This window comes from Rhizobium sp. USDA 3886 (assembly GCF_056279785.1).
On sequence record NZ_JBWCDC010000001.1, the window covers coordinates 2,558,190 to 2,584,570 of the forward strand.

The window sequence follows — 26,381 nt, forward strand, 5'->3', positions numbered from 1 at the left end:
CAGAGCGACATATGCGGACGTATCTCGCCGAGTGGCTGGCGTTGATCCGAACCAGGTGAGAAGCCGGCGACAGTGACGTTTGGTGCCGAAGACAATCGGTAACACTCTCGCTTTGCGCCGAAATATGGTTGTATTATATGAAGCGTTCGCGTAATGAGTTTAGATGCGCAACAACCGATGAGCCGCTACGATGGATGAGATTCCCACCGAAGGCTTCGACGCGGCCGTGACCCTGACAGACCATCTCGACCATTTGCCCGACAAGAAGCGCCGGGAGCTCGCCCGCATTCTGCAGATCCTGTTTTTCGAGGTCGAGCAGTTCCGCGCCACCAAGCTGTCCGGCAGGAAAGCGGCCGGCAAGGTGCTCAAGGTGATGCTCTACGGCTCGTACGCCCGCGGCGACTGGGTTGAGGATCGCGCCAGCGGCTACCGCTCCGACTATGACCTTCTGATCGTCGTCAACACCAAGAGCTTTGCCGAGGAACATGAGCTGTGGGAGGCGCTGGAGGAACGGCTGCTGCAGGAGCAGATCAGCCACCGGATCGAAACGCCGGTGATCCCGATCGTGCACTGCCTTTCGGACGTCAACGACCAGTTGGCACGCGGCCGGCCGTTTTTCACCGACATCGCCAGGGATGGCATCGTGCTCTACGAGGAGCCCGGCCATCCTCTCGCCCAGCCGAAGGCGCTGACACCACAGGAGGCAACGGCTGAAGCGCAGCGGTATTTTGATCAGTGGTTTCCGACCGCTTGCCATCGATTCGAACTTGCAGAGATTGCAGCTTCGAAAAGTTACTCCGTTGAGGCAGCCTTCGACCTTCACCAAGCGACAGAGCGCTTTTACCACTGCGTCTTGCTGACCCTAACCCTCTACAGCCCGAAGTCGCACCGCATCAAGGTGCTGCGCTCGCAAGCCGAAAGCGCCGATGCGCGGCTGGTTTCCGCCTGGCCGCGCGACACGCGTTTTGCCCGCCGTTGCTTTGAGCTTTTGTCTCGCGCGTACGTCGAGGCGAGGTACTCGTCGAAATACGTGATCAGCGATGAGGAGCTGCAATGGCTTGTCACCCACGTGAAGGACTTGCAGGCGCTGGTGGAGACGATCTGCAAGGAGCGTCTCGACTCATGAAGCCCGATCTCGCGATGTTGAGTGGTGCAAATCCGTTCTGGGACCACCATATCGGTCTGACATTCGAAGAACACGACGGCTATCGGATCGTGCTTCAAGACACTGGATCGGATCTGTGATTTTCATTTGAAGCTGTCGAAACGCGCCACATCTGATCGTCTGTATCAGGAAGGGAGAGCCAAATGAGTGTGATGGACGACGAGCTCAAGATTTTTGAGGCAGAGGGCGCGCAGCCGCTGCCGGCCGTAGCATCCGCAGGTTTCGTCGAGCATGATGGTGCCAGTATCTGGTACGCCACTTACGGGGCCGGTCCTGCGGTGATCCTACTGCATGGCGGGCTTGGAAATAGCGGCAATTGGGGCTACCAAGTGCCGGCGTTAATCGAGTCCGGCCGGCAGGTTGTGGTCATCGACAGCCGTGGGCATGGCCGCAGCACCCGCGATAGCCAGCCCTATAAATACGAGCTGATGGCTTCGGACGTCCTGGCGGTCATGGATCATTTAGAGCTTGCCAAAGCAGCGCTCGTCGGCTGGAGCGATGGCGCCTGCACCGCGCTCATCCTTGCCGATCAGCATCCGGACCGCGTCTTCGGCGTCTTCTTCTTCGCGTGCAATATGGATCCGAGTGGCACGAAAGAGTTTGTCGCGACACCGGTCATCGATCGCTGCTTCAGCCGGCACAGGAAGGACTATCAGGCACTATCGGCAACGCCCGATCAGTTCGATTCCTTTGTTCAGGACGTCAGCAGGATGATGGCGACCGAGCCCAACTACACAGCGAGCGATCTCGAGCGGATCAAGGTGCCAGTCGCGGTCGTGCTGGGTGAGCGCGACGAATTCATTAAGTCCGAGCATGCCGACTATCTCGCGCGCACCATCCCTGATGCAGAGCTCATCCTGCTGCCTGATGCCGGCCACTTCGCGCCACTGCAGCGGCCCGAGCACTTCAATCGTGAAGTGATCGGCTTTCTTGATCGGCTTGCGTAGCTCAAAGGCCGATTTCGTGCGCCCAGGGCGGGTTGGCGCCGGCACGCGAAACGGTGACGGCCGCGGCCTTCGCCCCAAGCGACAGAGCGTTGTGCAGCGCCTTTTCGTCGAGGGAGGCAACCTGGCCCTTGGTCAGCAGATTATCCATCTTCAGCGAAGCGAGAATTCCGGCATCGAAGGTGTCGCCGGCGCCGACAGTATCGACGACGGTGACGCGCTGGCTCGCCACAGCGACCTTGCGATCCTTGGTGTAGCCCTCCGCGCCCTCCGCGCCCTTGGTGATGACGACGAGCTTGGCGCCATGCTTCAGCCAGTAGGCGGCCAGATCGTCATGGCTACCTTCGAGGCCGAACCAATCGAGATCCTCGTCGGAGAACTTGACGATATCGGCCTTCGCCGCCATGCGCTTGATGCGCGCCATGTGGGCTTCCTTGTTCTTGATGAAGCCTGGGCGGATGTTCGGATCGAGCGAGATGACGCGCTTCTCCGCCTCACGATCGAGCAGCGCTTCGTAGGTTTCGCCGCAGGGGCTCGGGATCAGGCTGATCGCGCCGAAATGCAGCGCCTCACAATCGTCGCCGAGGAGCGGCAGGTCGTCTGTGGTGATCATGCGGCCGGCCGTGCCTTCATCGTAGAAGGCATAAGTCGCCTGACCGTTCACCAGCTTAACGAATGCGAGCGTCGACGGGCGGGGCGATATGGCGCAAAGGCTGAAATCGACATTGCTGGCGACTAGAGTCTCGCGCAGGATATCGCCCATCATGTCATCGGCGATGCCGGTAAAGAAGGACGTCGGAACGCCAAGCCTGCCGAGCGCAATCGCCGTGTTGAAGATCGCTCCGCCGGCATAGGGCGCAAAGCTCCTTTCGCCGAGCGTCGTCTCCCGCGGCAGCATGTCGATCAACGCTTCGCCACAGCACAAAATCATTCCGGCCTCCCAACGTATGGTGAATTTCGATCTTCAAATCGATTAGATAATTTCGTGGCAAAAGCAAAGCCGCACTTCGTCTATCTGCCGTTAAAGCGACGAAACGCCGCCGTTGCGGCCTGACCAGGCGAGCGGCGCGTCGAGGAAGGCTTCCACTTCGCTGAGCGTCTTCTCGTCGAAAAGCTCCTGTGCTTTCGCAACAGCCAGAACGTCGCGCCAGGTAGCGATGTAGTGCAGCTTCACCTTCCCGTCAGCAAAGCGCAGCGCGCCTTCGTCAAAGATGCCGTAGTAGAAGAGTGCAATGCCGTGATGAACGATGCCGCCAGCCGCGCGGACGGCATCGATGAACTTGAACATGCTGCCGCCCGCCGTCGTCAGATCCTCGATGACAAGGACGCGCGAACCTTCCGGCATATTGCCTTCGATCTGCGCATTGCGACCATGACCCTTCGGCTGTTTGCGGACATAGATCATCGGCAGGCCGAGTCGGTCGGCAAGCAGCGCGGCGAAGGGAATGCCTGCCGTCTCGCCGCCGGCGATGCAATCAAACTGTTCGAAACCGGCGTCACGAAGGACGACGCCTGCGGCAAAATCCATCACCGTGGAACGGATGCGCGGGAAAGAGAGCAGCTTGCGGCAATCGATATAGACAGGGCTCGCCATGCCGGAGGAGAGCTTGTAGGGCTGAGCGGCGTTGAAATGGACCGCCTTGATCTCCCAGAGCATCTTCGCCACCAGTTCGGCCATGACGGCGCGGTCGGGAAAAGTCGTCAAGGGCATCGCTCTCTCCTTCGCTTAAATCCATGAGGCAATAGCAGCAAGCGCGCAAAGATTCCAGAACTGCGGTGGGCCGGCGTCAAGAATAGCAATGAATGCGTCAACTCTTTCAAACATTTCGGATTGTGCGATGGCGCAACAGGAATATCGTTAGGCCATGGAACATATCGAAATCTTTCAGCGTCTCGGTGTCGCGCTTGCGATTGGCCTGCTTGTCGGCGTCGAGCGGGGCTGGCGGGAGCGCGAGGTCCGGGCGGGCGGCAGGACCGCGGGCATCCGCACATTCGCCCTTACGGGTTTTCTCGGCGGAATAGCCGGGACACTGCATTCGATAGTCGGCCCCTTCCTGCCGGCGACGGTCGCGGCGCTGCTCGGCCTTGCCTATATCGCCGGGAATTGGCAGGAGACGCAGGAAGACGAAGATTACAGCATAACCTCGGTCGTGGCCGCGCTGGCGGTTTTCGGCCTCGGCGTACTCGCGGCTGTCGGCGACATCGTGACTGCGGCTGCAAGCGGCGTCGTGATGACCATAATTCTTGCGGCGCGCCACAGCCTGCATGGCTTTTTGAGAGGTTTGACCTGGCCGGAGCTTCGCTCTGCGCTGGTGCTGCTTGCCATGACCGTGGTTGCTTTGCCGCTGCTGCCGGACAGGCCGCTCGATCCTTGGGGGGCGCTCAACCCCTTCTCCCTATGGGTGCTGACCATTACCATCGCCGCGCTTTCCTTTGCCGGCTATGTCGCCATCAAACTGACCGGCACGGGCCGCGGTATTCTGCTGGCGGGCGCGGCCGGGGGACTGGTTTCTTCCACTGCGCTGACGCTCTCCTTCGCCCGCTATTCCAAGCAGGCGCCTCAGGGTTCGACGCACCTGGCGGCCGGAGCGGCCGTCGCTGGCGCCTTGTCCTTTGCCCGCGTCCTTGTCATCGGCGGCGCCTTGTCGCTCGACTTGATTCCTCCGCTTGCGGCCGGCCTGATCCCGGCGATCATCGGCTTCCTGATTGCGGGCTTCTTCTGGGTCTGGCGCTCCGGCTCCGCGAGGGAGGTGCCGGAAATTGAGCTGAAGAACCCGTTCGAACTGCGCATGGTCTTCTCCTTTGCCGCGCTGCTTGGGTTGATCACCCTGATTTCAAAGATGGCAATCGATTATATCGGCGCGTCGGCACTTTACGCCGTGGCCGCGATCTCCGGGCTGGTCGATGTGGACGCCATCACACTTTCGACGGCGCGCCTTATGGGCACGGCGATCAATGCCAAAACCGCTGCCGACGTCATCCTCATAGCCGTCGCTGTCAATGTCGTGACAAAGGCGGTACTGGCCTTCACCGCCGGCAAGCGGGAATATGGTGTAGCTTTGGCATTGGCGTCAGCGGTCGCCGTCGCCATGGGAGCAATCGCCTATTTCATGCTCCGCAGCTTCATGCCAGACTAAATCACGGGTTGTCGAGAAGCCGGCCGATATCGGCCGGCAGCATCCTTTTGTAGAGCGCGATCGCGGTCCGCCCCCTCCTCCTCGCCGACCGAGATCGAATAACGCACGGCGGCCGCAAGCAAATGCATCGTCAGCCGCGCAATCGCCAGCAATTCGCCTCCTTCACGCTCGGGCCACAGTTTTTCCAAAACCTCAAACAGTCTTTGCGAGTGGAATTCCATGTCTTCGGCATCGACTTGCTGCAGCAGCTTGTCGGCCTGGGTCGCATGCCAGATGTCGCGCATGACCGGTTCTCTGCGGAAGAAATCACAATACTGATCGACGACGTTGCAGAGCGCCCGCTGCAGCGCTTCGGCGCTCGTCACCTTGGCCAGCTCTTCTTCTACGCAGTGCCTGCCCTGCTCGTTGAAGCGTTCGGCAAGCGTCCGGATGATGGAACTCTTGTCCGGGAAATACTGATAAAGAGCGCCGAAGGAAAGCTCCGCCTTTTCAACGATTTCGCTCATCTTCAGGGCGTCGCTGCCGTTCTTTTCGATCAGTTCCATTGCCACCGACAGGATCTTCTCGAAGCGTTCCCGCCCACGCTGCTGGCGCGGGATTCGGCGTGGCCGGCCGGCCGACTGCAATCCTCTTTTACGCCTAACTGCGGTCTGTTCTGGCATTCGGTACTCCAATTTTCTATTGACGGAGAAAATAAGAGAGTTTATCCCATTATGCAAATAAGAGATTTTCTCTTATTCCATGGAAGGAGCAGTCCAATGCAGAATTCCGAAATCATCCTTGTCGGCGGCTCGGGGAAAACCGGCGGTCGCGTCGCCGCCCGGCTCGAAAAGCGCGGCATCAAGTCCCGGCTCGCCTCGCGTTCCAGCACCCGCCCTTTTGATTGGGAGAACAGAGCAACCTGGTCGGCCGCGCTTGAGGGCGCCACCAGCGCCTATGTCACCTTTCAACCTGATCTCGCCGTGAGCTGGGCCGCCGACGCCATTGGCGCCTTAGCGAAGGCGGCCGCGGATTCGGGCTTGCGGCACATCGTGTTGCTCTCCGGCCGCGGCGAAGACGGCGCGGAACGCAGCGAAGAGATGCTCAAGACCTCCGGCATCGGCTACACGATCCTGCGCGCCTCCTGGTTCTGCCAGAACTTCAGCGAAGGCGCGTTCGTGGAATCGATTGTCGAGGGAGAGCTGGCTCTGCCTGCAGGCGAGGTAAAGGAGCCCTTCACCGATGCCGACGACATTGCCGACGCTGCCGTTGCCGCGCTGACCGACCAGCGTCACCTCGCCAAGACCTACGAATTGACTGGACCACGTGCGCTCACCTTCCGCGAGGCGGTGTCGGAGATTGCGACGGCAACTGGCCGGACAATCCGCTATCGCCAGGTTTCCATGGCGGACTTCAAGGCCGGGCACTCCGCGACCGGCGTACCGGCAGGAACGATCGATCTTCTCGAGGAGCTCTTCGGCAAGGTTCTCGACGGCCGCAATTCGCGCGTCATGAACGGCTTTGCCGAAATCCTCGGGCGGCCACCAAAAGACTTCAGCCAATATGTCCGCGAGACCGCGGCGACCGGCATATGGGGGGCATGAACATGGGAATGATCCTCACTCTTGCGCTCGTCGCCGCTGCGATCGGCAGCGGAATTGTCGCCGGCATCTTCTTTGCCTTCTCGACCTTCATCATGACCGCCTTTTCGCGTATTCCACCGGAACAGGGCATCGCGGCAATGAATTCGATCAACGTCACGATCGTGCGCTCGCCGTTCATGCTGATCTTCGTTCCGACCGCCATACTCTGCGTTCTGATCGCCGTCCTGGCCATCATCGACTGGCGTGGAGGCGCTGGCGTCTGGATGCTGGCTGGTGCCAGCCTCTATGTCATCGCATCCTTCATCTCGACGATCGTCTTCAATGTGCCGATGAACGACGCACTAGCAAAGGTAAGCGGCAACGGCGCGGAAGCCGTCAGCGTCTGGAATACCTATCTGAAGGACTGGACCTGGTGGAACCACGTCCGCACGATAGCATCGCTGCTTTCCGCAATCGCCTTCGTGCGCGCCTTGATGGTCCTTTGAAGAAAGCGGGAGGGCGTTGCTCCTCCCCGCCCGTTGTCAGCGTTCGACATCCCAGTGTAGCGGGAACATCGGATCGAACACCGTCACGGTTCCGGCTCCGGTTTCGATTTTTTCCGGAAATGTGACAGGCACTTCGCGCTTCACCAGCGTGATGAGCTCTTCGTTCGGCGGCAAACCATACCAGGCCGGGCCGTTCAGCGAGGCGAAGGCTTCGAGCTTGTCGAGCGCCTCTTCCTGCTCAAAAGCATGGGCGAGGCAGCTCATCGTGTTGATCGAAGTATAGATACCGGCACAGCCGCAGGCGCACTCCTTCAGCGGGTCGATATGCGGGGCTGAATCCGTGCCGAGGAAGAAGCGCTTGTCGCCGCTCACGGCGGCCGCGCGCAGCGCCAGACGGTGGTTTTCGCGCTTGGCGACGGGCAGGCAGTAGTAATGCGGCCGAATGCCGCCGACGAGGATCGCGTTTCGGTTGATGATCAGGTGGTGCGTGGTGATGGAGCCGGCGAGATTGGCTTTTGACGACTTGATGTAGTCGATGCCGTCCGCCGTTGTCACGTGTTCCATCGTGACCTTCAATTCCGGCAGGCGCTTGCGCAAGGGATCGAGGACGGTCTCGATAAACACTGCCTCGCGGTCGAAGATATCGACCTCCGGCGTCGTGACTTCGCCATGCACGCAAAGCGGCAGGCCGATCTTCGCCATCCGCTCCAGCACTGGCATGGCCTTTTCCATGTCACGCACGCCACTATGGGAATTGGTGGTCGCACCCGCCGGATAAAGTTTCACCGCCGTGATCAGTCCGCTTTTCTTGCCTTCCTCGACATCATCGGCGCTCGTATGCTCCGTTAGATAGAGCGTCATCAGCGGCTCGAAGCGATCACCGGCCGGCAGTGCCTTCATGATCCGCTCGCGATAGGCTTTCGCATCCGCCGTCGTCACGACCGGCGGAACGAGGTTCGGCATGATGATGGCGCGCGCAAAGTTGCGGCTGGTATCGCCGATCACACCTTCAAGCATAGCGCCGTCGCGCAGATGCAGGTGCCAATCGTCAGGGCGGCGGATGGTGAGGGACTGCATGCGCTAACTCCGGCAGGGCGGCTTTTAAATCCTGCCCGCGCATTATCACCCCGGCACGGCTTATGGCAAACATTTTGCCGCTTTAATTGTCAGGCGATTTCGAGCGTTACATCGGCGGGACGGCGGTTTTCCAGGATGAGCCTGCCATTCGGCAGGTCATTGCCATAGACCTTGGCGCTTGCTTGCTCTTCTGTCAGCTTGTAGCCGCGCCAGCGGGCCCAGAGCCGCTCTTCCAGCACCTCGATCGGCGGGGCAAGCATAATGGAGTAGTCGAAGATGCCCTCAAGCTCCGCCCATTTGCCTTGGTTGAACAGAAGGTAGTTGCCCTCGACGATGATGAAGCGGTGCTCCGGCGACACGACGCGGGCCGACGCGATGGCGATCTCGCGCGACCGGTCGAAGACCGGGATCAGCACCTCCTGGTCGGCGCGCTTGACGGCGCGGATGATATCGAGGAAGCCGCGCACATCGAACGTCTCCGGGATGCCCTTGCGGGCGAGCAGGCCGCGTTCGATGAGGATCGCATTGTCCATGTGAAAGCCGTCCATGGGCAATACTTCCGCACTTTCACCCTTGGCTTTCAACGCATCGGCGAGATTATCCGCCATGGTCGACTTGCCGGAGCCGGGCGGGCCAGCGATGGCAATCAGGAAGCGCTTGGTATCGCCAGCGCGGCTGATAACCTCGCCGGCGATTTCCCCGACGGTTACGCTCATGCGGCAACCGGATCCGTCGGAACAGTCTTGGCGCCGGTCATGAATGCCACCGCGTCGGACATGGTGTATTCCTTCGGATTGATGACCGTCAGGCGGCGTCCGAGCCGGTGGATGTGGATGCGATCGGCGACTTCGAAGACATGCGGCATGTTGTGCGAGATGAGCACGATCGGCAGGCCGCGGGACTTTACGTCAAGGATCAGCTCCAGCACGCGACGGCTTTCCTTCACGCCGAGTGCGGCTGTCGGCTCGTCCATGATGACGACCTTGGAACCGAAAGCGGCCGCGCGCGCGACCGCCACACCCTGGCGCTGGCCGCCGGACAGCGTTTCGACCGCCTGATTGATGTTCTGGATCGTCATCAGACCCAGTTCCGAGAGCTTCGAGCGGGCGCGCTTTTCCATCGCCGGCCGGTCGAGCATGCGGAACCAGCTGCCGAGCACGCCCGGCCTTCTGATCTCGCGGCCAAGAAACATGTTGTCGGCAATCGACAGAGCCGGAGAAAGCGCAAGGTTCTGATAGACGGTCTCGATGCCCGCCTCACGTGCCTCCATAGGCGACCTGAAGTGCACCGGTTTGCCCTCCAACGTGATCTCGCCTTCGTCGGGCGTGACTGCACCGGAAATCGCCTTGATGAGCGACGACTTGCCGGCGCCATTGTCGCCGATGACGGCGAGGATTTCGCCGGGATAGAGATCGAAGTCGGCGTTGTCGAGCGCGGTGACGCGTCCGTAACGCTTGACGAGGCCGCGGGCGGTAAGGATGGGTTCAACAGCCATGATTACACCGAAACCTTTCTGATCCATTGGTCGATGGCAACGGCGGCGATGATGAGCACACCGGTCAGCAGGACTTTCCACTGGGGGTCGGCCCCGAGCATATTGAGGCCCATGGACACGACGCCGACGATCATCGCGCCGAACAAGGTGCCGAGGATGGAACCGCGGCCGCCGAAGAGCGAGATCCCGCCGATCACGGTCGCCGTGATCGCCTGAAGATTGTAATCGGTGACCGCAGAGGATGGCGAAATGGAGCCGTTGCGGCCGATCGATACCCAGGCTGCAAAAGCGGCGATCACACCCGAGATCGCATAGACCGTGAGCAGCACGCGCTTGGTTTGGATGCCCGAGAGCTTTGCCGCCTCCGGATCATCGCCGACCGCATAGACATGCCTGCCCCAGGCCGTGTGATTGAGAACATACCAGAGCACGAGCACCAGCAGCACCATCGCGATGACGCCAAGCGTCAGGACCGCATTGCCGACCTTGAAACTGAGCGCGAAGAAATGCAGCAGCGGCGCCTGTGCATCCACGTCCGCATCGCGGATCGTCTCGTTTGCCGAGTAGATGAAATTCGTCGCCATGACGATGTTCCAGGTGCCGAGCGTCACGATGAACGGCGGCAGCTTCATGTAGGCGACGAGGAAACCGTTAAGCAAGCCACATGCACCGCCGACCAGCATGCCGAGGATGACGGCGATCGGTGTCGGAATTCCGTACGTGATGGCACAATTGCCCATGATGACGGCGGAAATGACCATGATGACGCCGATCGAAAGATCGATGCCGGCGGTCAGGATGACCAGCGTCTGGGCAGCGCCGAGAATGCCGACGATGGCAATCTGCTGCAGGATAAGCGTCAGCGTGTAGGACGAAAAGAACCGCCCGCCGATCGCGATGCCGAAAATGATGATCGCAAGCACCAGCACGATCAGCGGCACCGCTGCCGGCGTCGAATGCAGGAAGTGCTGCGCACGCTTCAGAAATGAGATTTCCTGGTGTTCAAACGACGCGACATTCTTGTCGCTGCTGTCAAGAACCCGTTCGAAGTCCTGTGCTCCGGTCATTTTTCCTCCTCCGCTTTCGCGCCGAACCGCGCGCGGAAGCTGTTGCCCATCTTGCTCCGGTCTTCGAACGCCGGTTCTTGAGGCAAGAGCTTATCGTCTGTCGAAAGCGGCCGGGGATCAAGCCCCGGCCGGTGTTCTGGCTAGAGAACCGGGCTCAGCCCCAGCACTTGTCGGTGCCGACCTTGGTGTCGATTGATTCGACGCCGGAAACCGGCTTGTCGGTGACGAGCGAAACGCCGGTGTCGAAGAAGGACTTGCCTTCGGTCGGCTTCGGCTTTTCACCGCTGTCGGCGAACTTCTTGATCGCCTCGACGCCGAGAGCCGCCATCATCAGCGGGTACTGCTGCGAAGTGGCGCCGATGACGCCGTCCTTGACCGACTGGACGCCCGGGCAACCGCCGTCAACCGAAACGATCAGCACATTGCTCTCCATGCCGACGGCCTTCAGCGCCTGATAGGCACCCACAGCGGCCGGCTCGTTGATCGTATGGATCACGTTGATGCTCGGATCCTTCTGGAGAAGGTTTTCCATGGCCTTGCGGCCGCCTTCTTCGTTGCCGTTGGTCACATCATGACCGACGATGCGCGGATCGTCCTCATCGCCGATCTTGTTTGGATCCTTAGTGTCGATGCCGAAGCCCATCATGAAGCCCTGGTCGCGCAGAACGTCGACGCTCGGCTGCGACGGCAACAGATCGAGGAAGCCGACCTTGGCATCCTTTGCCTTGTCGCCGAGTGTTTCCTTGGCCCACTGGCCGATCAGCTTGCCGGCGAGCAGGTTGTCGGTCGCAAAGGTCGCGTCAGCGGCATCAGCCGGATCGAGCGGCGTGTCGAGCGCGATGACCAGCAGGCCAGCGTCGCGCGCTTTCTTGACCGACGAAACGATGCCCTTGGTATCGGATGCAGTAATCAGAATGCCCTTTGCGCCATCGGCAATGCAGCTTTCGATCGCGGCAACCTGGCTTTCGCTGTCGCCGTCGATCTTGCCGGCGTAGGACTTCAGTGTAACGCCTAGCTCCTTCGCCTTGGCCGTTGCGCCTTCCTTCATCTTGACGAAGAACGGATTGGTGTCCGTCTTGGTGATGAGGCAGGCGGAAACATCTGCGGCCATGGCCGGAGCGGAAAAGGCAACGCCGAGTGCAAGCGTGCCGAAAGCCAGAACTGATTTCTTCATGAACTCCTCCCAGAGATTTGCCGGAACGCCCGCATGGCAGAACCGGAATTTGAGACACAGGACGACATCGCGGATTCAGTCAAAAGGCCTCCTCCAAAGCCGTCCCATACTGTTGACGATCGCAATTAAAAACGAAAAGAAATTCGCTTGTCAATAAATAAATCCAATTGAATTATTAATTCCATGTGGCATGTTGATTAAAAATCGGGCATAGGCCAATGAACGGGAGGAGTGGCCCAATGTCGTCCTTGGACGGTCCGACGCACGCGCCGGGCACACCACCAATTCTAAATCCGGCGGGAGGCGCGAACCAGGTCAGGGTGCGCGCCTATAACGAGCGGCTGGTCCTTTCGCTGGTGCGCCTTTACGGCTCGCTTTCGAAGGCCGACATCGCACGCCGCAGCGGCCTTTCTGCTCAAACCGTTTCCGTCATCATGAGGGAACTGGAGAGGGAGGGGTTGCTTTCAAGAGGCGAACCCGTCCGCGGTCGCGTCGGCCAGCCGTCGATCCCGATGCGTCTCAATCCCGACGCCGTCTATTCCTTCGGCGTAAAGATGGGCCGGCGCAGCGCCGATCTGGTTTTGATGGATTTCGTCGGACGCATCCGCATGCAGTTGCACCGGACATATGCCTATCCCCAACCCGACGAAATTCTCGCCTTTATCATTTCTGGTATCCGGGAGCTTGAAAGCAGGCTCAGCGACAGGCAACGGAGCCGGGCCGCAGGAATCGGCATTGCCGCGCCCTTCGAGCTTTGGAACTGGGCAGACGAGGTCGGTGCGCCGGAGGGCGCAATGGAAGTCTGGCGCGGGTTCGATCTGCAGGCCGAAGTCGCCGCGCGCGTCTCGTATCCGGTCTATCTGCAAAATGATGCGACCAGCGCCTGCGGTGCGGAGCTCGTCTTCGGCGTCGGCCCGTCCTATCCGGATTTCGTCTATTTTTTCATCGGTTCTTTCATCGGCGGCGGCATTGTCCTCAATTCAGCGATCTTCTCCGGGCGCACAGGCACCGCCGGCGCGATCGGACCGCTTCCGGTACGCGGCAAGAACGGCGAAAACCGCCAGCTTCTCGATATCGCCTCGATCTTCGTGCTCGAAAACATGCTGCGCGAGAAAGGCATCGATCCTCAGCCGCTTTGGTATTCTGCCGACGACTGGGTTGACTTCGGCGAGCCGATGGAAACCTGGATCCAGGACACTGCGAAAGCGCTGGCTCAGGCGATCGTTGCCGCTGCCTCGATCATCGATTTCAGTGCTGCCGTCATCGACGGCGGCTTCCCCGGCTGGGTGCGCACGCGTATCGTGAACGCGACAATCCGCGAGGCCGCGAAACTCGACCTGCAGGGTGTTGTGATGCCAGAGATCATCGAGGGCGTGGTGGGCGCGCAAGCGCGCGCGATTGGTGGCGCGAGCCTGCCGATTTTTGCGCGCTATCTAACCGACCAGAACGTGCTTTTCAAGGAGATTGAAAATGCTGAAGGGACTTGATCCGCTCTTGAGTCCGCAACTGCTTTCGACACTGCGCGAGATGGGCCATGGCGACGAGATCGCCATCGTCGACGGCAATTATCCGGGTGTCGAGCATGCGCGGCGGCTAATCCGCCTCGACGGCCACGGCATCGTGCCGGTGCTCGACGCAGTTCTAAGCGTGCTGCCGATCGACGATTTCGTGCCTGAGGCGATCTTCCGCTCGACCGTCAAGGCCGAGCGCGACAAGCTCGATCCCGTGCATGAGGAAATGATCGACTGCTGCGCCAAGCACGAGCCGCACCGCGACGTGACGCCACTTGTCGGCCAGGATTTCTACAATCGTGTGCGCGCCGCCCACGCCGTCATTCAGACGAGCGAGCCGCGCCTCTACGCCAACATCATCCTGCGCAAGGGCGTCATCTACCCGAAGGCTGCCGGCGAACATGTCAAGACGACCGTCGAGCCTTTCGACTATTGACGCTCAAATCTCGCCCGCCTGCGGTCCCCAGACATCTGTCAGCGCGAAGCCGCCCGAGTGCGGGTCGAAAGGGTCGAGCGCCACCTGCGACAGGCCGAAGGTGAAACCGCGGCCGGTGATCGTCGGGATGATGGCCGGGCGGCCTGCAACTTCGGTTATCGCCTGCAAGCCGACCTCGAATTCAGAGCCGATGATCGAGCGCGACTTGAAGATGTCGCCGGCCTTGGCCTTGCCGCGCGCATGGAGGGCCGCCAGGTTCGCCGAACTGCCGGTGCCGCAGGGCGAGCGGTCGGCGCGGCCGGGCCACATCGTCGTGCAGGTGCGCACCGCGCCATCCGGCTCTCGATCGCGGAACATCACATAGGCAACGCCGGAGATCGCCGGAATTTCCGGATGCACGACCGGGATATCACGATTGATGATTTCCTTGAGGATCATGCCTGCCTGAACGAGGCCTGCGGCATTTGCCTTCTCGATCGTCAGGTTGATCTGGCGGACATCAATCAGCGCATAGAAGATGCCGCCATAGCAGATGTCGGCTTTGACCTTGCCCCAATGCGGCGTTTCGATCTCGACGTCCAGCTGATGGACGAAGGCCGGAACCATGGTGAGCCGCACCTTCTCGCAGCGACCGTCGCGGCAGGTTGCCACCGCCTTAACCAAACCGGCAGCGGTCTCGAGTGTAACGACCGTTTCTGGTTCCTTCATCTCGACGATGCCGGATTCGAGCAGCGCGGTGGTGACGCAGATCGAATTCGAGCCGGAACTCGCATGCGCCTGATCCGGCTGAAGAATGACGAAGGCTGCATCGGCATCGGGATGCTTGGCGGGCAAAAGCAGATTGACGGACCCGATCGGCGCGCCGCGCGGCTCGAGGCAGAGGAAGCGGCGAAGCTCAGTGCCCTTGGGATCCGTATTCAACCAATGAAGCTGTGCGGCGACCGTCTCACCGGGGATCTTCGGCACGCCGCCGATCGCGACCCTGCCGATCTCGCCTTCGCAGTGAACGTCCAGAAGCTGGATGGTACGCTTCCACCTCATTTTTTACTCCTATCAAACGTGACGCGTGACGCCGCCATCGACGCGGATATTCTGACCCGTGATATAGCCCGCGCCATCAGAGAGCAGGAAGGCTGTGGTCTTGGCGATTTCTTCCATATGACCGATGCGCTTCATCGGGATCTTGTCGGCGGTTTCAGGCTTGTGGTTGAGGCTGTCGATATAGCCGGGCAGGATGCAGTTCATGCGGATATTATCCGCAGCATACCGATCCGAATAAAGCTTCGTGAACGCGCCTGCCGCCGCGCGATAGGTGCAGGAAACGGGGAAGATCAGCGACGGCTCATAGGCGGCGAAGGTCGTGATGTTGACGAAGGCGCCCTTGCCTTGCTTCAGCATGACAGGCGTCACGAGGCGTGCCATGCGCACCAGCGACAGGATCATCATGTCGGAACCGAGCGTCCACATCTCGTCAGTAATGTCCAGGAGATCGCCCTTCGGCGGATGACCGGTGTGGTTCACGACGGCGTCGATGCGGCCATAGGTCTTCATCGTCAGGTCGAAAATCGCCTGGATGTCTTCGGCTTTTTCCGCCACGCCGCGTGACGCAATGCCGCCAAGCTCGAAGGCCAGCTTTTCGCAGCTTTCGGAAGGCGACATCAGGGCCAGAAGATAGCCTTGCGCGGCCAGTTCGCGGGCGATCGCCTCGCCCATGCCGCGGCCGCCACCGGTAATCAGCGCTACGGGCTTCGTGCTATCGGACATTGGTTCCTCCTAATATCGGTTTATGCGGAAGGGGATTATGTCGACCGTGGGTTTGACGCCCATCACCATATCGGCGATCAGCCGCGCTGTCGTCGCCGAAAGCGTCAGGCCGAGATGGCCGTGGCCGGTTGCATACCAGACGCCCGGCATCTTCGATGAAGGCGAGATAATCGGGATCGTATCCGGCAGTGCCGGGCGATGACCCATCCACTCGGTCGTCTCTTCGATCGTCAAACCCGGCAGCGCGCGTTGCGCATGGCGCACGAGCACCCACGGGCGGCGGAAATCCGGCGGCGCGTCGAGACCCGCCAGTTCGACGTTGCCGCCGACGCGAATGCCGCCGGCCGTCGGCGTGACCATGAAAGCGCGATGCGGCCAGATAATCGAATAGCGCATCGAGATGCCGGGCTTCATGATCTGCGTGTGATAGCCGCGCTCCGTCTCCAGCGGGATCGGCTCGCCAAGCTTTGCGGCAAGATCGCGCGTGTGCACGCCGGCTGCCAGTACCACCGAGTCGACCTCGATGCGACCACCGCCTTCGAACAGTACGACAGCATCGCCCGCCGGCCTGCGTTCGATATTGCGCACGGTACCCGGCACGAAGCGCGCGCCCGCCGCCTGAGCGGCATCCGCAAGCTTGACTACCAATTGGTAGGGATCACGGATCGATCTATTGTCCGGCAAAAGCACGGCCATGGCGATCGAAGGCGAAAGCTCCGGCTCGTAGTGGCGGATCGCGCCGCCGTTCAGGACCTCGAAATCGAAGCCGTAGCGCTGCATCATCTCGATATGGTCGCGGTCGGCGGCGAATTCAGCTTCCGTTTCATAGATGGCGAGGCAACCCTCCTCCGTCATGAGTTCCGGCGCGCCGATTGCAGAAAGCATGGTTCGGAAATCGCCAGGCGCTTGGCGGGTCAGACTCATGCCCGCATCTTCGATCTCGCGCAACCGGGACGGACGGCCGGCAGCAATGAAGCGCAGGAACCAAGGCAGCATTTTGGGAGCGTAAGACGGCCGCACCCAAACTGGGCCCTGGGGGTCCATCAGCCAGCCGGGAATCTTCTTCCACGTCGCCGGACCGGAACCCGCCGCAAAATCGAGCGCGATGCTCGCCATGTTCCCGTAGGACGTGCCACGACCCGGTTCGCCCTTGTCGATCAACGTCACCTGAAATCCGCGCCGCTGCAGTTCGAAAGCAATCGACGCCCCAATTACGCCTGCGCCGACAACGGCGACGGTCTGCTTCCTCTCATTCGCCATATCATCATCCATCAAGGCAAGGCTTCAGCGCCACGATTTCCTGTGATATATCAGAATGGAATGAATGCCTATGAGGAATTTTATTGTGTCGGCAAACCGGCGCCGACAGTATCGCCGACAGAGCCCGCGGTATTTTCCATCGACTGGCCGAAGCGCTTTAGCTGGGCATCATAGTTGCGGCGCGTGCGCGGATCGAAGATCGCAATCGGCGTGCTGACGGCAACGCTGGCCGCACTTCCGACCGTTTGCGCGGCGCCCATTGCGACCGCCCCGACCGCTTCGCCGAGACCGACCTGCGAGTCCGTAATCGTCTGGCCGGCGATCAGCCGGTCTCCGATCAGCTTCACCACTTCCGGGCTTTCAGCGAATTTGCCGTGGTTCAGCCGGTCGCCACCCTTGAGCTTGGTGAGATCAAGGACGGTAATGCCCGCCGCCTCGAGCTTGCTGCGATAGGGCTCCGCCGAAGGATCGATCTGGCCGAGGCGATCGACATTGCCGGAAATGCGGCGCGAAAGCGCCAGCGCGCGGTCGTCCCGCGAAACGAAGATGGTGAAGTGCGGCCTGTCCTCGCCGAGGCTCACGAACTGCCGGCCGAAGACATCGACGTCGAGATCGGGGGAGGCAAGGATGACGTTGTTGATCTTGCTTGCGACGTGCCCATCCCGGATCGCCATCTGGCGCAGCGCCTCGACCGTCAGCCAGGTGCCCATCGAATGGGCCATGATCGTGATATCGCTGACTGCCGGATTCTGGGCGGTGCGGCGCAGAAGCTCTTCCAGAGCATCGCGGGAATAATTCGTGCTTTCCTTGTCGTAGTTGTAGTCGAAGATGCTGCCGCGCGACGGCCAGGTGAAGACGACCGGCGCCACGTCCGCATGCGAATCGTGAACGATCTGCGCGAAGCGGTAGACAGAATCCTCGTAGAGATTGTTGAAGCCATGGACGAAAACCAGCACACGGCGGCTCTTCGGCATATGGCTCTTCAACCAGACCTCTCCTGCCCGTTCGCCTTCCAGCGGATCGACCGACACGGTGACGAAATCGCGGAGCGAATTTGCCGGCAGGCGCTTCGGCCATTGCACCTGACCGATCTTGCGATTGGCATCCGGCGGTATCGAAACGTTGACCGCATTGACCATCAGGCCGGTGCCGCGCTCGCCGGAAAAAAGGACGGCGGGGTCGTTGTCCCGTGCGCGCGTGGTTGCGACAAGAAGATCGACTTTCGAGGTGCCCGGCTGCACCGACCCCACAGGCGTCATCACGCCGATGTGCCGTCCGCCGCAGGCCGATAACAGGAAGGCAGCGAGCGTCAAGCTCGCAAGCGTCTTCTGCATGGCCCCCGATCCGTCAAACATCCCTACTCCAACATCGACGCCTGGCTGAACGCACTACGGCTGCTGCTGCTCAAATAAGCCGTGGGCGCGACGAGAGTCAAATAAGGCAACGGCTGGATGGCCATCGCGTAGATGGGCAACTGATTTTCCAGGGCTGAAATAGAAAAGAGCCCGGCGCGGGAGGAGGTGCACCGGGCTCTTGATCCTGACTGGCAACTGGGAGGAGGAGTGTTACCAGTCTGCGTAAGAGCGCTGGGAGGAGGAGTGCGCTGCTTACGAAGCTATTAATACCTAATCGATTTGATCGAGAACAGGGTTATTACCGCAATGCAGCAATGCGTCCTTCGCATGGCTCGACGCCAAAATTTGCGAAGACGCCTCATTTTGTAGCAATTTTGATCAGCTGGTCAAAAAATCATTCCGACAGAGCGCGATAGCCTAACGCCGATTTTTCGCCTCATCGCCAAAATCCGCCAGCATCTTCCAAAGATCCGCAAAAAGCTCTCTGGCAAAGGCCTCGAACGGGCCTTCTGACGGACGTTCCTGCCAGCGTTCGCCGCCGACGCGCAAGGCTCCGATGACGACCGCCGAGAGGAGGCGCATGCGTGCCCGGACTTCCTTCCCTTGGCCGCCTCTTGCGATCAGTGCTTCCGTCAGCTTCTGCTCAAGTTTTGCATACTTCATCTGATCGCGCGCTTTTAGCACCGGCGTGCGACGGATGAGTTCGCCAAGGGCGAGACCGCGTTCATTGGCAGAAGCGACGACGGTCTCCACGATCGCTTCTTCAACGACCTTCAGGGGCGGCTCGCTCTTCGGCCTTGCGGCGATGGCAGCCATCAGATGGCCGGCAAAGGAATCCTGCCAGGCGAAGACGACCTCTTCCTTGGAGGGGAAATAATCGAAAAAGCTGCGCTTCGATACGTCGGCGGATTCGGTGATGTCCTCGATCGTCGTGGCATCGAACCCGCGTTCGAGGAACAGCGTCATTGCCGCCTGCTCGATGCGCTCGCGCGTCTGCCGCCGCTTGCGTTCGCGGCGGCCTTCCATCGCGCCGGCTTTTTTCAATTCAGTCATCTGCGTTCGGTTGCCTCAGCCGTCAGTCGCTTTGGCGGCCGCGCCGATTTCCTCTTCCCTGCGATGATATTTGAAGCGCTCCCGCGAGAGCTCAAGCGGCTTGCGGCGCGAAATTCTGTAGACTGCAGCAGGCGGCAGGTTACGCATCGTGCCGCCGATATGCGTTGCCTTGAGCCCCATGCGGTCGAGGATCGGACGCGGCACGGGGCAGCGCGGCCCATAAGTGAACTGATAAAACGCACCGCCGGGCCGCATGTAGGTGAAAGCACCGGCAAGGATGGCCGTGATTTTGCGTGGCGACATCGAAAGCAGCGGCAGACCGCTGATCACCGCCCCCACCGGCTCCCCTTCGAAGATGTCGGCGTGAGCCAATTGACCCGCGTCCATCTGCAGGACGCGAGAGTACGGAAAGCGTGCTTTAAGGTTGCTGATGAATTCAGGCCCGTATTCGATCAGCGTCAAATCCGCCTCTCTGACGCCTCGGGCGAGCAGCGCGCGTGTGAAAACACCCGTGCCAGGCCCCAGTTCGATGATCGGCCCGTCAAGCGCGGCGATCTCCTTCGTCATCAGCTTGGCGAGCGAAACCCCAGAGGGAGCGATCGCGGCGACGCGGAGTGGATTGCTTACCCATGAGCGGAAGAAACGCAGGAAATCGGAGCATATAATGTCTGCGGTCATGTTGATTAGCCCACTTTTTTTGAAATGCAATGTGATTATCCCGCCGCCATCGCCTTCAGATTGGCAATTCCAAGGCGTCACTGGCCCGGCGCAGCGCACGTCCAGTCTTTCATCCCAATTGAATGGGATCTATCCTTCAATTATTGCAGTTTTATATCTATTGCATTTTTGCACTTAGTGCAATGCATAACTGCCACACCGGCCAGCAGTTTCACCTAACGTCAACGAGAGCGTGCTTAGGCTGCCTTATCGATCGTAGACCGCGCGATAGCCTTCGGACGAAGCGCAGGCATCATACTGTCTGCGCGCAGCGCCGCGTGAGAGCGCTTCCGCTTCGGCGCCATGGTAATCGCCAGTCATCTGAGCGCGCAGTTTGTATTGCTGCATTGCTTCGCCATACATCGCATTGGCTTCGCCGATGCACATGACGTGGGCAACGAATGGCGGATTGACCGGGCTGCCGACGGGATAGAGAACCGGCTTGTCGGCATAGGTGGCGCATCCGGCAAGAACGGCCGCGATCGGCGCTATCGAAATCACAACCAGGGTTCTCGCCTTCATAATTCTCTCCAATGCGCCCGCTCCGCACCATCGCGGCGCAGAACGCAGATACAGGCGCAAGATTGCGCGAAGCTAAGCGAAGGAGATCGATGACCGTAACAGGATGGTCTCCCAACCACTTACATTTGCGGCTGCCCATTCGCCGTTGACTTCCCGGATGATGAGAGGAAAATGTCCTTCTATGCGTCCCACGCAACATAAGGAGTGCCTACGATGACGATCGCAGGAAAACTTCAGGACTATATCGCCGGTGAGGGTATCGCTTACGACACCGTCGCTCATCACCGCACAGCAACAACCAGCCAGTCGGCGCAAGCCGCGCATATTCCGGGCGGCAGGCTGGCCAAATCCGTGGTCGTACATCACGAAATGGGGTACGTCCTAGCCGTTGTTCCGAGCACACACCGGATCGAGCTCTCCACATTGCAGGATCTGATGAACAGGCGTCTTGGTCTCGCCTCGGAGGAGGAGGTCAGCTCGCTTTTTTCGGATTGCGACGTTGGCGCAGTACCGCCCATCGGACCCGCTTACGATGTGCCAGTGATCCTCGACGAAAGCCTCGGCGACGCCAGCGACGTCTATTTCGAAGGTGGCGACCACAAGACACTCGTGCATGTCAGTGGGCCTGCTTTTCGCAGCCTGATGAAGGATGCGCAAATCGCCCGCTTCAGCCACTTGCCGTAGATGTCACGATCCTGGGCTGCGCGCCTTGTGGCGGCCGACGGATTCATGATGTGGCGGTAGCCCAGCCCATGACCGATCCCATACGGCCTTGTGCCAGAGAGCGTATCAGAAGCGGCGCTTTACGTGGCGGTCTTTAAATTTGCAGATTGAGAAGAATGGCGCGCGCCACCGGGTGATGATGCTAATTGTCTACTCGTTAGACACGTTTCTCATAGATTGGTATCCAAATTCATGGAACCTGAGCAACGGAAGCCATCGTCAGAGGCTGTAACCGCTTTTCACGGGCGCCCTCTGCTCGAAGCCGCCATTCCTGTTGGCTATGCCGCCTTGAACGGCGGCGTTTCCCACCACTCGCCGTTGCCGGAGACAAGTAGGTTAAACACCACCGCCCTCATGCCGCCTTCTCCATGGACCACTGCACGCGCTCGGCGAGAAACGCGGCGAACGGGCGAATGTCCATATCCACGCTCGCGCTCTCCAGCGCTGCCAGATAGCGGGCCCGGTCATCGACACGAACAACTGTCCATGGATAGCCCCCTGAAGCCAGCATGGAGTTCATGAGGAAGCGGGCTATGCGCCCGTTTCCATCAGGGTAAGGATGGACGTATCCGACGAGCCAGTGACCGAGCACGGCGCGCACACTCGGCTCCGTCTCCTGCTCGAGTAAATCAAAGAGCGCGGACATGCCTTCCGGCACAACCTCCCACCGCGACGGCACGTGACGGGAGCCGCGCAGATAAACCGGGTGATTGCGATAGCCGGCGAGCGCGCCCGCACGCAGGATGCCCGCGGCGACCGATGGCTGGAACAACTCACGATACCAGCCACGATGTGTTTTGCGAACGAGCGCACCGGGCGGCGCGCCGCCAATGATGGAAGCGACCGATTCTTTTACCTGCTGAAAGGCCTGCCAGTAACCGCGCGCGGCCAAGGCGTCGCGGTTCTTGCGGTCCTCTTCATCAACAGCCGGATTCCAGTTGCCTTGCCGGACGCGGTCTATGAGGTCGGGCGTGACGCTGTAGCCCTCAATCGACAGGGAATGATAAGCGTCGCTCTGATATATGTCGTCGACAAATTTCAGGTAGGAATTCCTGTCAGACGGCAGGCCGGGCGCCGCCGGAAACGTGTCAGTAACGGCTTGGCGTGTGCTTTCCCAGATCGCCTGCAGGCGGCCGACAATCGGCGGCGCGCCGACGGTGATTGCCGGTACACGCTCCTGCGGTGTGAAAGGGTCGGCTTCGCGCACGTCGTAGCCTGCGCCTTTCATCGTCTTGGTAATTTCGTCGGCGAACTGGGGCCGTCCGGCGCGCCGGAATGCGCCGGCGAGGCGTCCGGCGACGGCTGAATGCCCGCCGTCCAGCAAACGCTCTAGGATGCCGGAAACATCTCTGACGGCGGCGAGGGCCGTCTGCGCTTCAATCGGCGCGCGCTGGAAAAACGCTTCGGGCACCCTCACGAGGGCAGCGTCGGACACAACCAGGCGTAGCCCGTCTTTTTCAACGAGGTCATCGGCCGGCGGCATTTGTTTTTGCCGGAGGTCGTAAAGCGACGTTCCAAAGAGAAGCTGCAGGTTGTTGTTCGTGCCTTTGGGACTGTAGACGATGACCTGCGGCGGGATGGCTGTCGCTTCCGCATGAAGCGAGAGTGATTGCTCGGGCGAGAAATGCCACTCGTTGCCAAACCTCTCGCGGCAGTAAAGCGCGCAAAACTCCCAGAACGATGCATACCAGGGGGTGGTGTCGCCCACCTGGGCCTGGGGGCCCGTGGAAACAAGCCATCCTTTTATGACTTCGCGCAGGAAGCCGTTTTGAAGGAGGCGCTCACGATGCACCCGCCCTATCTCCGCTGAACGGAACACGCGGCGCCCCCCGCTCTGCAGCGCTTTTAGAGTATCCAGTGAGTCTGCGAGCTTCTCGTGTGGGGCGGCCATGTCCGTGTCTTTGCAAGTTTTCTATGTCGTGCGATCACAAGTATATGATGCTGGATCAGCGCAAGTCAATTCTGCAGTGCGATAACAAGTTTTTTCTGCTGCGCATTCGCACGTATATCATGCTAACACTCTGTTACATATATGATAATGTGCATTGTCAAAGTGCAGGATTCGGGGAAATTGCGTGCTTGGCTTGAAGCCGGCATGACAGGGATGCGAGCGAAGGGTTTGACGCTCCGCAGTTCAGCGAAGGAGGAACGTACCCAACAAGAAAACCTTCATCGTTGCTGTGCTTACAGTGGCTTGTCAGCGATCACCAAGGTGCTCCCTGTTCAAAGGCAGCCGCGCTAATCTGAAGTATTTAAAGGGAAAAATGGCGCGCCGGACGAGATGAAACTGGGCACCGCTATGTCATTGCTGCGCCTATTGATTTCTGAGAACATCCTCGGAACGGAAGGTCGGCTTTGCGCCTTTCTCGCGGTCAGTGAAACGAAGGTCCGTCTCGGACCCTTCGAGACGTTTGTCATTCGTGGCCGCCATTCAACGCGATTACGGCGACGCACACTCCGGAAGGCGCAGCGGCTTCTTTATCTTCGCGAGCTCTTCTGCCTTGGCGCAGTCCGCAAAGCCGGCGAGCCGCATGGTTTCGATCAACCGCTGGCGCTCCGCTTCATTGAATCCGGGCTGATTGACAAGTCCCTCGACGGTCAAATTGGGAAACCGCCTGAGTGCGTCCGTTACTGAGACCTTCGCCTCTTCAGTTCGGCCAACAGCCGCAAGCGCGCCAGAACGCATCACCCAGTGTTTCCTTCCATAGTTTTCCGGCGTCAAGCGGTCCAGCATCCGCAGGGCATCCTCATACCGGCCCGCCATGAAGTAGGCGTGAGTGAAAATCCTGGCACTCCACATCGGGAAACCGGGGTTGAGACTGACCGCCTTGTCGACCAGTTGCGCGCCGCGCTCAGGCTCGCCGAAGGTCGAGGCCCAATCGATGTAGAAAGTCAGAACTTCGAACTGGCCGGGAGCGAGGCGCAGTGCGGTATCGAACTCTGCCTTGGCGCGTTCCAATTCTCCTTTGTCACCCAAAGTGCTCGCGTAGACGACATGTGCCTCTGCATCGCTCGGATCGAGCCGGACGGCGCGCTCGGCTGCCTCGGCAGAAAGAGCCCGGTTCTTGTTGGGTTCAACCCCAAAACCGGCCAAGATAACATGGGAATGGCTAAGTTCGACCCAGGCGCGGGCAAGGCCGGGGTCCAATTCGACCGCGCGGGTGAGCAGCTTGACGGCCTCCTCGACATCCGCCTGATTGACTTGCTCGAGTTTCTCGGTGCCGAGCAGATAAAATTCGTAGGCATTGAGATTCTCGGGCGGCTTTCGGTGGGCGGTGATGCGGCCCGCCTCCTGGACCAAACCTGCGCCGCCGCCGAGGCGGTTCGAAATCTGCTCGGAAATTTCGATCTGGATTGCGAACAAGTCCTCGTCCGGCCGGTCCCAGCGCTGCGACCAAATGTGTTTGCCCGTTTTGGCGTCGATGAGCTGCGCCGTAATTCTGACGCGGTCAGGCTGACGCTGGATGGAACCCTCGACCACAAATCCTGCGCCAAGCGCCTTACCCACTTCACTCGGCACGGCTGGTTGGTCCCGGTATTTTTCAGTCGAGTTACGGGCGATCACCTGGAATTCAGGGAACCCCGCCAGATCGGTGATTATGTCCTCAGTGAGGCCATCGGCGAGGCGTCCGGTCGCCTCGTCGCCGCCATAGTTGTCGAACGGCAGCACCGCTACCGACGGTTTGCCGCCTAATGTCGCAGTCGGCCAGAATTGCCAGGCCGTCCCGGCCAAAACCAGAATAAGGACTGGCACGGCTGCTGCTGCCCAAACCCAGCGCGGAGGCCATGACCGCGCTGGTTGGCGTGGGACTTGTCCCTCAAGGATAACGCGGAAGGCCTGCACCGGTTCGGCGATATTCTTCACCTTCTGGTCGCCCATCGGCTCGAAGCCGAAAGCCAGCTTCTTCTCAACCTCCCTGGCGACCTTTCCCGAGACGCAGATGCCGCCCGGGTCTGCCAACTGCTGAAGCCTGGCAGCGACATTGACGCCCTCGCCGTATCGGTCCTCGCCGTCGACGATCACCTCGCCGAGATTGATCCCGATCCTGACCCGGATCCGCTGGTCCTCGGGAACGGCTGCATTCCGTTCCGCCAGCCCGCGCTGCAGCGAGACGGCGCACTCCACGGCGTCCACCACGCTGCCAAATTCGGCGAGCATCCCGTCGCCCATAAGCTTGAAAATCTGGCCGTGATGGCGGGCAATCTCCGGCTCAAACAGTTCCTTGCGTCCGGCACGAAGGCGCTCGAATGTGCCAGCCTCGTCGCGTTCCATCAGCGCGGAATAGCCCACGACATCAGCAGCGAGGATGGCGGAAAGCTTGCGGTCCATTGGTTCGGCCTAACTTCACCGGATTATAGGACTGGTCGCACTTAAATGAAACGACCGACCTCAACAGCGCTTCAGGGGAACCCGCGCTTCATCCAACACTTCTACTGAACGCCGCAGGCAGTCCCCCCGGTGTGGAATGCCCATGTGAGCCCGATTGTTCGTGTGCCTCCTGCAAGTCGCTTGCAATGTGAGGATCGTCGTCGAACGCAGCCCCACGGACCGGTGTGGGTGGCGAAGCGGCGCATGGCCTAGCCTTAGCCTTAGTCCATTTCCGCAAGTTTCGAGACATTCGAGCTGGCCTCCCGGAATGACCGACTCGGGTCCAGACTGTGTAAAAGCGCTGTTTATGAAAGGTTTAAAGACGCTCGAAAAGACGCGTCATGTCGCCGAGCTTCGTGTCGCGCATCGAGGCGGCAAGAACGCTTCGGAAACACAATCCGGGAACGTGCCGGGAATGCCAGGAACGGCGTTTATGGAAGCCTTAGGGAAAAATGGCGCACCCGGAGCGATTCGAACGCCCGACCCCCAGATTCGTAGTCTGGTGCTCTATCCAGCTGAGCTACGGGTGCGTGCCAAAGCGGCC

The 26,381-nt window shown here is 60.3% G+C and carries 25 protein-coding genes, 1 tRNA gene and 1 pseudogene; 9 read left to right on the plus strand and 18 right to left on the minus strand.

The genetic code is table 11. The features are described 5' to 3' along the window. Nucleotides 1–190 precede the first annotated feature (190 nt). The 3 genes from ACZ9BX_RS13130 (at nt 191) to ACZ9BX_RS13140 (ending at nt 2,112) form a co-directional block, all read left to right on the plus strand. A complete protein-coding gene (locus tag ACZ9BX_RS13130; protein WP_476218416.1) occupies nt 191–1,126 on the plus strand; it encodes a HEPN domain-containing protein in 936 nt (311 codons plus the stop codon). Beyond that, complete coding sequence (locus ACZ9BX_RS13135; RefSeq protein ID WP_476218418.1) at nt 1,123–1,245, plus strand: hypothetical protein; 123 nt, start codon at nt 1,123–1,125, stop codon at nt 1,243–1,245. Before ACZ9BX_RS13130 ends, ACZ9BX_RS13135 begins: the two co-directional genes overlap by 4 nt. A gap of 63 nt (nt 1,246–1,308) precedes the next feature. Further along, on the plus strand, nt 1,309–2,112 hold the full coding sequence (locus tag ACZ9BX_RS13140; RefSeq protein ID WP_476218420.1) for an alpha/beta fold hydrolase: 804 nt from the start codon (nt 1,309–1,311) through the stop codon (nt 2,110–2,112). Nucleotide 2,113: 1 nt separating this feature from the next. Here the strand turns inward: ACZ9BX_RS13140 and ACZ9BX_RS13145 are convergent, their stop codons facing one another. Together ACZ9BX_RS13145 and ACZ9BX_RS13150 are read right to left on the minus strand one after the other, a co-directional pair. Continuing rightward, nucleotides 2,114–3,040, minus strand: coding sequence for a carbohydrate kinase family protein (locus ACZ9BX_RS13145; protein ID WP_476218422.1), 927 nt, complete (start codon nt 3,038–3,040; stop codon nt 2,114–2,116). A 90-nt stretch (nt 3,041–3,130) separates the two neighbouring features. Continuing rightward, nucleotides 3,131–3,820 (minus strand): orotate phosphoribosyltransferase, encoded by a 690-nt coding sequence (locus ACZ9BX_RS13150; RefSeq protein ID WP_476218424.1) that lies wholly within the window; start codon nt 3,818–3,820, stop codon nt 3,131–3,133. A 154-nt stretch (nt 3,821–3,974) separates the two neighbouring features. Here ACZ9BX_RS13150 and ACZ9BX_RS13155 point away from each other — a divergent pair, with 154 nt between their 5' ends. Continuing rightward, nucleotides 3,975–5,246 (plus strand): MgtC/SapB family protein, encoded by a 1,272-nt coding sequence (locus ACZ9BX_RS13155; RefSeq protein WP_476218426.1) that lies wholly within the window; start codon nt 3,975–3,977, stop codon nt 5,244–5,246. A gap of 1 nt (nt 5,247) precedes the next feature. Here ACZ9BX_RS13155 and ACZ9BX_RS13160 read toward each other — a convergent pair. Then, nucleotides 5,248–5,908, minus strand: a pseudogene (locus tag ACZ9BX_RS13160) (TetR/AcrR family transcriptional regulator). A 96-nt stretch (nt 5,909–6,004) separates the two neighbouring features. Here ACZ9BX_RS13160 and ACZ9BX_RS13165 point away from each other — a divergent pair. Together ACZ9BX_RS13165 and ACZ9BX_RS13170 are read left to right on the plus strand one after the other, a co-directional pair. After that, the gene (locus tag ACZ9BX_RS13165) at nt 6,005–6,829 is read left to right on the plus strand and encodes an NmrA family NAD(P)-binding protein (RefSeq protein WP_476218428.1); all 825 of its coding nucleotides are present in this window, start codon (nt 6,005–6,007) and stop codon (nt 6,827–6,829) included. 2 nt (nt 6,830–6,831) lie between these two features. Then, nucleotides 6,832–7,314: an anthrone oxygenase family protein gene (locus ACZ9BX_RS13170; RefSeq protein ID WP_476218430.1), complete on the plus strand. Its 483-nt coding sequence runs from the start codon at nt 6,832–6,834 to the stop codon at nt 7,312–7,314. Nucleotides 7,315–7,350: 36 nt separating this feature from the next. On the opposite strand, the gene pyrC is transcribed toward ACZ9BX_RS13170, so the two are convergent. The 5 genes from pyrC to ACZ9BX_RS13195 form a co-directional block, all read right to left on the minus strand. Continuing rightward, nucleotides 7,351–8,391: a dihydroorotase gene (pyrC, locus tag ACZ9BX_RS13175; RefSeq protein ID WP_476218432.1), complete on the minus strand. Its 1,041-nt coding sequence runs from the start codon at nt 8,389–8,391 to the stop codon at nt 7,351–7,353. Nucleotides 8,392–8,480: 89 nt separating this feature from the next. Beyond that, nucleotides 8,481–9,107, minus strand: coding sequence for a nucleoside triphosphate hydrolase (locus tag ACZ9BX_RS13180; RefSeq protein ID WP_476218434.1), 627 nt, complete (start codon nt 9,105–9,107; stop codon nt 8,481–8,483). Then, entirely contained in the window at nt 9,104–9,886 is a 783-nt protein-coding gene (locus tag ACZ9BX_RS13185) for an ATP-binding cassette domain-containing protein (protein WP_027510751.1), read from the minus strand. The genes ACZ9BX_RS13180 and ACZ9BX_RS13185 overlap by 4 nt, the downstream gene beginning before the upstream one ends. Nucleotides 9,887–9,888: 2 nt before the next feature. After that, nucleotides 9,889–10,953, minus strand: a complete 1,065-nt coding sequence (locus ACZ9BX_RS13190; RefSeq protein WP_476218436.1) for an ABC transporter permease — start codon at nt 10,951–10,953, stop codon at nt 9,889–9,891. 154 nt (nt 10,954–11,107) lie between these two features. Further along, nucleotides 11,108–12,127 carry a substrate-binding domain-containing protein gene (locus ACZ9BX_RS13195; protein ID WP_476218437.1) on the minus strand — a complete coding sequence of 340 codons (1,020 nt, stop codon included), beginning with the start codon at nt 12,125–12,127 and terminating at the stop codon, nt 11,108–11,110. A gap of 239 nt (nt 12,128–12,366) precedes the next feature. Here ACZ9BX_RS13195 and ACZ9BX_RS13200 point away from each other — a divergent pair, with 239 nt between their 5' ends. After that, the gene (locus ACZ9BX_RS13200; protein WP_476218439.1) at nt 12,367–13,614 is read left to right on the plus strand and encodes an ROK family transcriptional regulator; all 1,248 of its coding nucleotides are present in this window, start codon (nt 12,367–12,369) and stop codon (nt 13,612–13,614) included. Continuing rightward, nucleotides 13,598–14,074: an RbsD/FucU family protein gene (locus tag ACZ9BX_RS13205; protein ID WP_086996896.1), complete on the plus strand. Its 477-nt coding sequence runs from the start codon at nt 13,598–13,600 to the stop codon at nt 14,072–14,074. Before ACZ9BX_RS13200 ends, ACZ9BX_RS13205 begins: the two co-directional genes overlap by 17 nt. A gap of 3 nt (nt 14,075–14,077) precedes the next feature. Here the strand turns inward: ACZ9BX_RS13205 and ACZ9BX_RS13210 are convergent, their stop codons facing one another. The 7 genes from ACZ9BX_RS13210 to ACZ9BX_RS13240 all read right to left on the minus strand — a co-directional run bounded on the left by ACZ9BX_RS13210 (nt 14,078) and on the right by ACZ9BX_RS13240 (nt 20,745). Then, nucleotides 14,078–15,115, minus strand: coding sequence for a 4-hydroxyproline epimerase (locus tag ACZ9BX_RS13210; RefSeq protein WP_476218441.1), 1,038 nt, complete (start codon nt 15,113–15,115; stop codon nt 14,078–14,080). 12 nt (nt 15,116–15,127) lie between these two features. Beyond that, on the minus strand, nt 15,128–15,838 hold the full coding sequence (locus tag ACZ9BX_RS13215; protein WP_476218442.1) for an SDR family oxidoreductase: 711 nt from the start codon (nt 15,836–15,838) through the stop codon (nt 15,128–15,130). Between the two features lie 9 nt (nt 15,839–15,847). Beyond that, on the minus strand, nt 15,848–17,098 hold the full coding sequence (locus ACZ9BX_RS13220) for an NAD(P)/FAD-dependent oxidoreductase (RefSeq protein ID WP_476218444.1): 1,251 nt from the start codon (nt 17,096–17,098) through the stop codon (nt 15,848–15,850). A gap of 80 nt (nt 17,099–17,178) precedes the next feature. Then, a complete protein-coding gene (locus ACZ9BX_RS13225; protein ID WP_476220000.1) occupies nt 17,179–18,432 on the minus strand; it encodes an alpha/beta hydrolase in 1,254 nt (417 codons plus the stop codon). Nucleotides 18,433–18,870: 438 nt separating this feature from the next. Further along, nucleotides 18,871–19,506 (minus strand): TetR family transcriptional regulator, encoded by a 636-nt coding sequence (locus ACZ9BX_RS13230; RefSeq protein ID WP_132560324.1) that lies wholly within the window; start codon nt 19,504–19,506, stop codon nt 18,871–18,873. A 15-nt stretch (nt 19,507–19,521) separates the two neighbouring features. Beyond that, the gene (locus ACZ9BX_RS13235; RefSeq protein WP_476218447.1) at nt 19,522–20,184 is read right to left on the minus strand and encodes a class I SAM-dependent methyltransferase; all 663 of its coding nucleotides are present in this window, start codon (nt 20,182–20,184) and stop codon (nt 19,522–19,524) included. A gap of 246 nt (nt 20,185–20,430) precedes the next feature. After that, the gene (locus tag ACZ9BX_RS13240) at nt 20,431–20,745 is read right to left on the minus strand and encodes a hypothetical protein (RefSeq protein ID WP_476218449.1); all 315 of its coding nucleotides are present in this window, start codon (nt 20,743–20,745) and stop codon (nt 20,431–20,433) included. 213 nt (nt 20,746–20,958) lie between these two features. Here ACZ9BX_RS13240 and ACZ9BX_RS13245 point away from each other — a divergent pair, with 213 nt between their 5' ends. Continuing rightward, nucleotides 20,959–21,429: an aminoacyl-tRNA deacylase gene (locus ACZ9BX_RS13245; RefSeq protein WP_476218451.1), complete on the plus strand. Its 471-nt coding sequence runs from the start codon at nt 20,959–20,961 to the stop codon at nt 21,427–21,429. Between the two features lie 391 nt (nt 21,430–21,820). Here the strand turns inward: ACZ9BX_RS13245 and ACZ9BX_RS13250 are convergent, their stop codons facing one another. From ACZ9BX_RS13250 to ACZ9BX_RS13260, 3 genes are all read right to left on the minus strand, one after another. Continuing rightward, nucleotides 21,821–23,359, minus strand: coding sequence for a Fic family protein (locus tag ACZ9BX_RS13250; protein WP_476218453.1), 1,539 nt, complete (start codon nt 23,357–23,359; stop codon nt 21,821–21,823). Between the two features lie 549 nt (nt 23,360–23,908). Continuing rightward, nucleotides 23,909–25,798 (minus strand): adenylate/guanylate cyclase domain-containing protein, encoded by a 1,890-nt coding sequence (locus ACZ9BX_RS13255; RefSeq protein ID WP_476218455.1) that lies wholly within the window; start codon nt 25,796–25,798, stop codon nt 23,909–23,911. Between the two features lie 492 nt (nt 25,799–26,290). Then, nucleotides 26,291–26,367, minus strand: a tRNA-Arg gene (locus tag ACZ9BX_RS13260). Nucleotides 26,368–26,381: the final 14 nt, after the last annotated feature.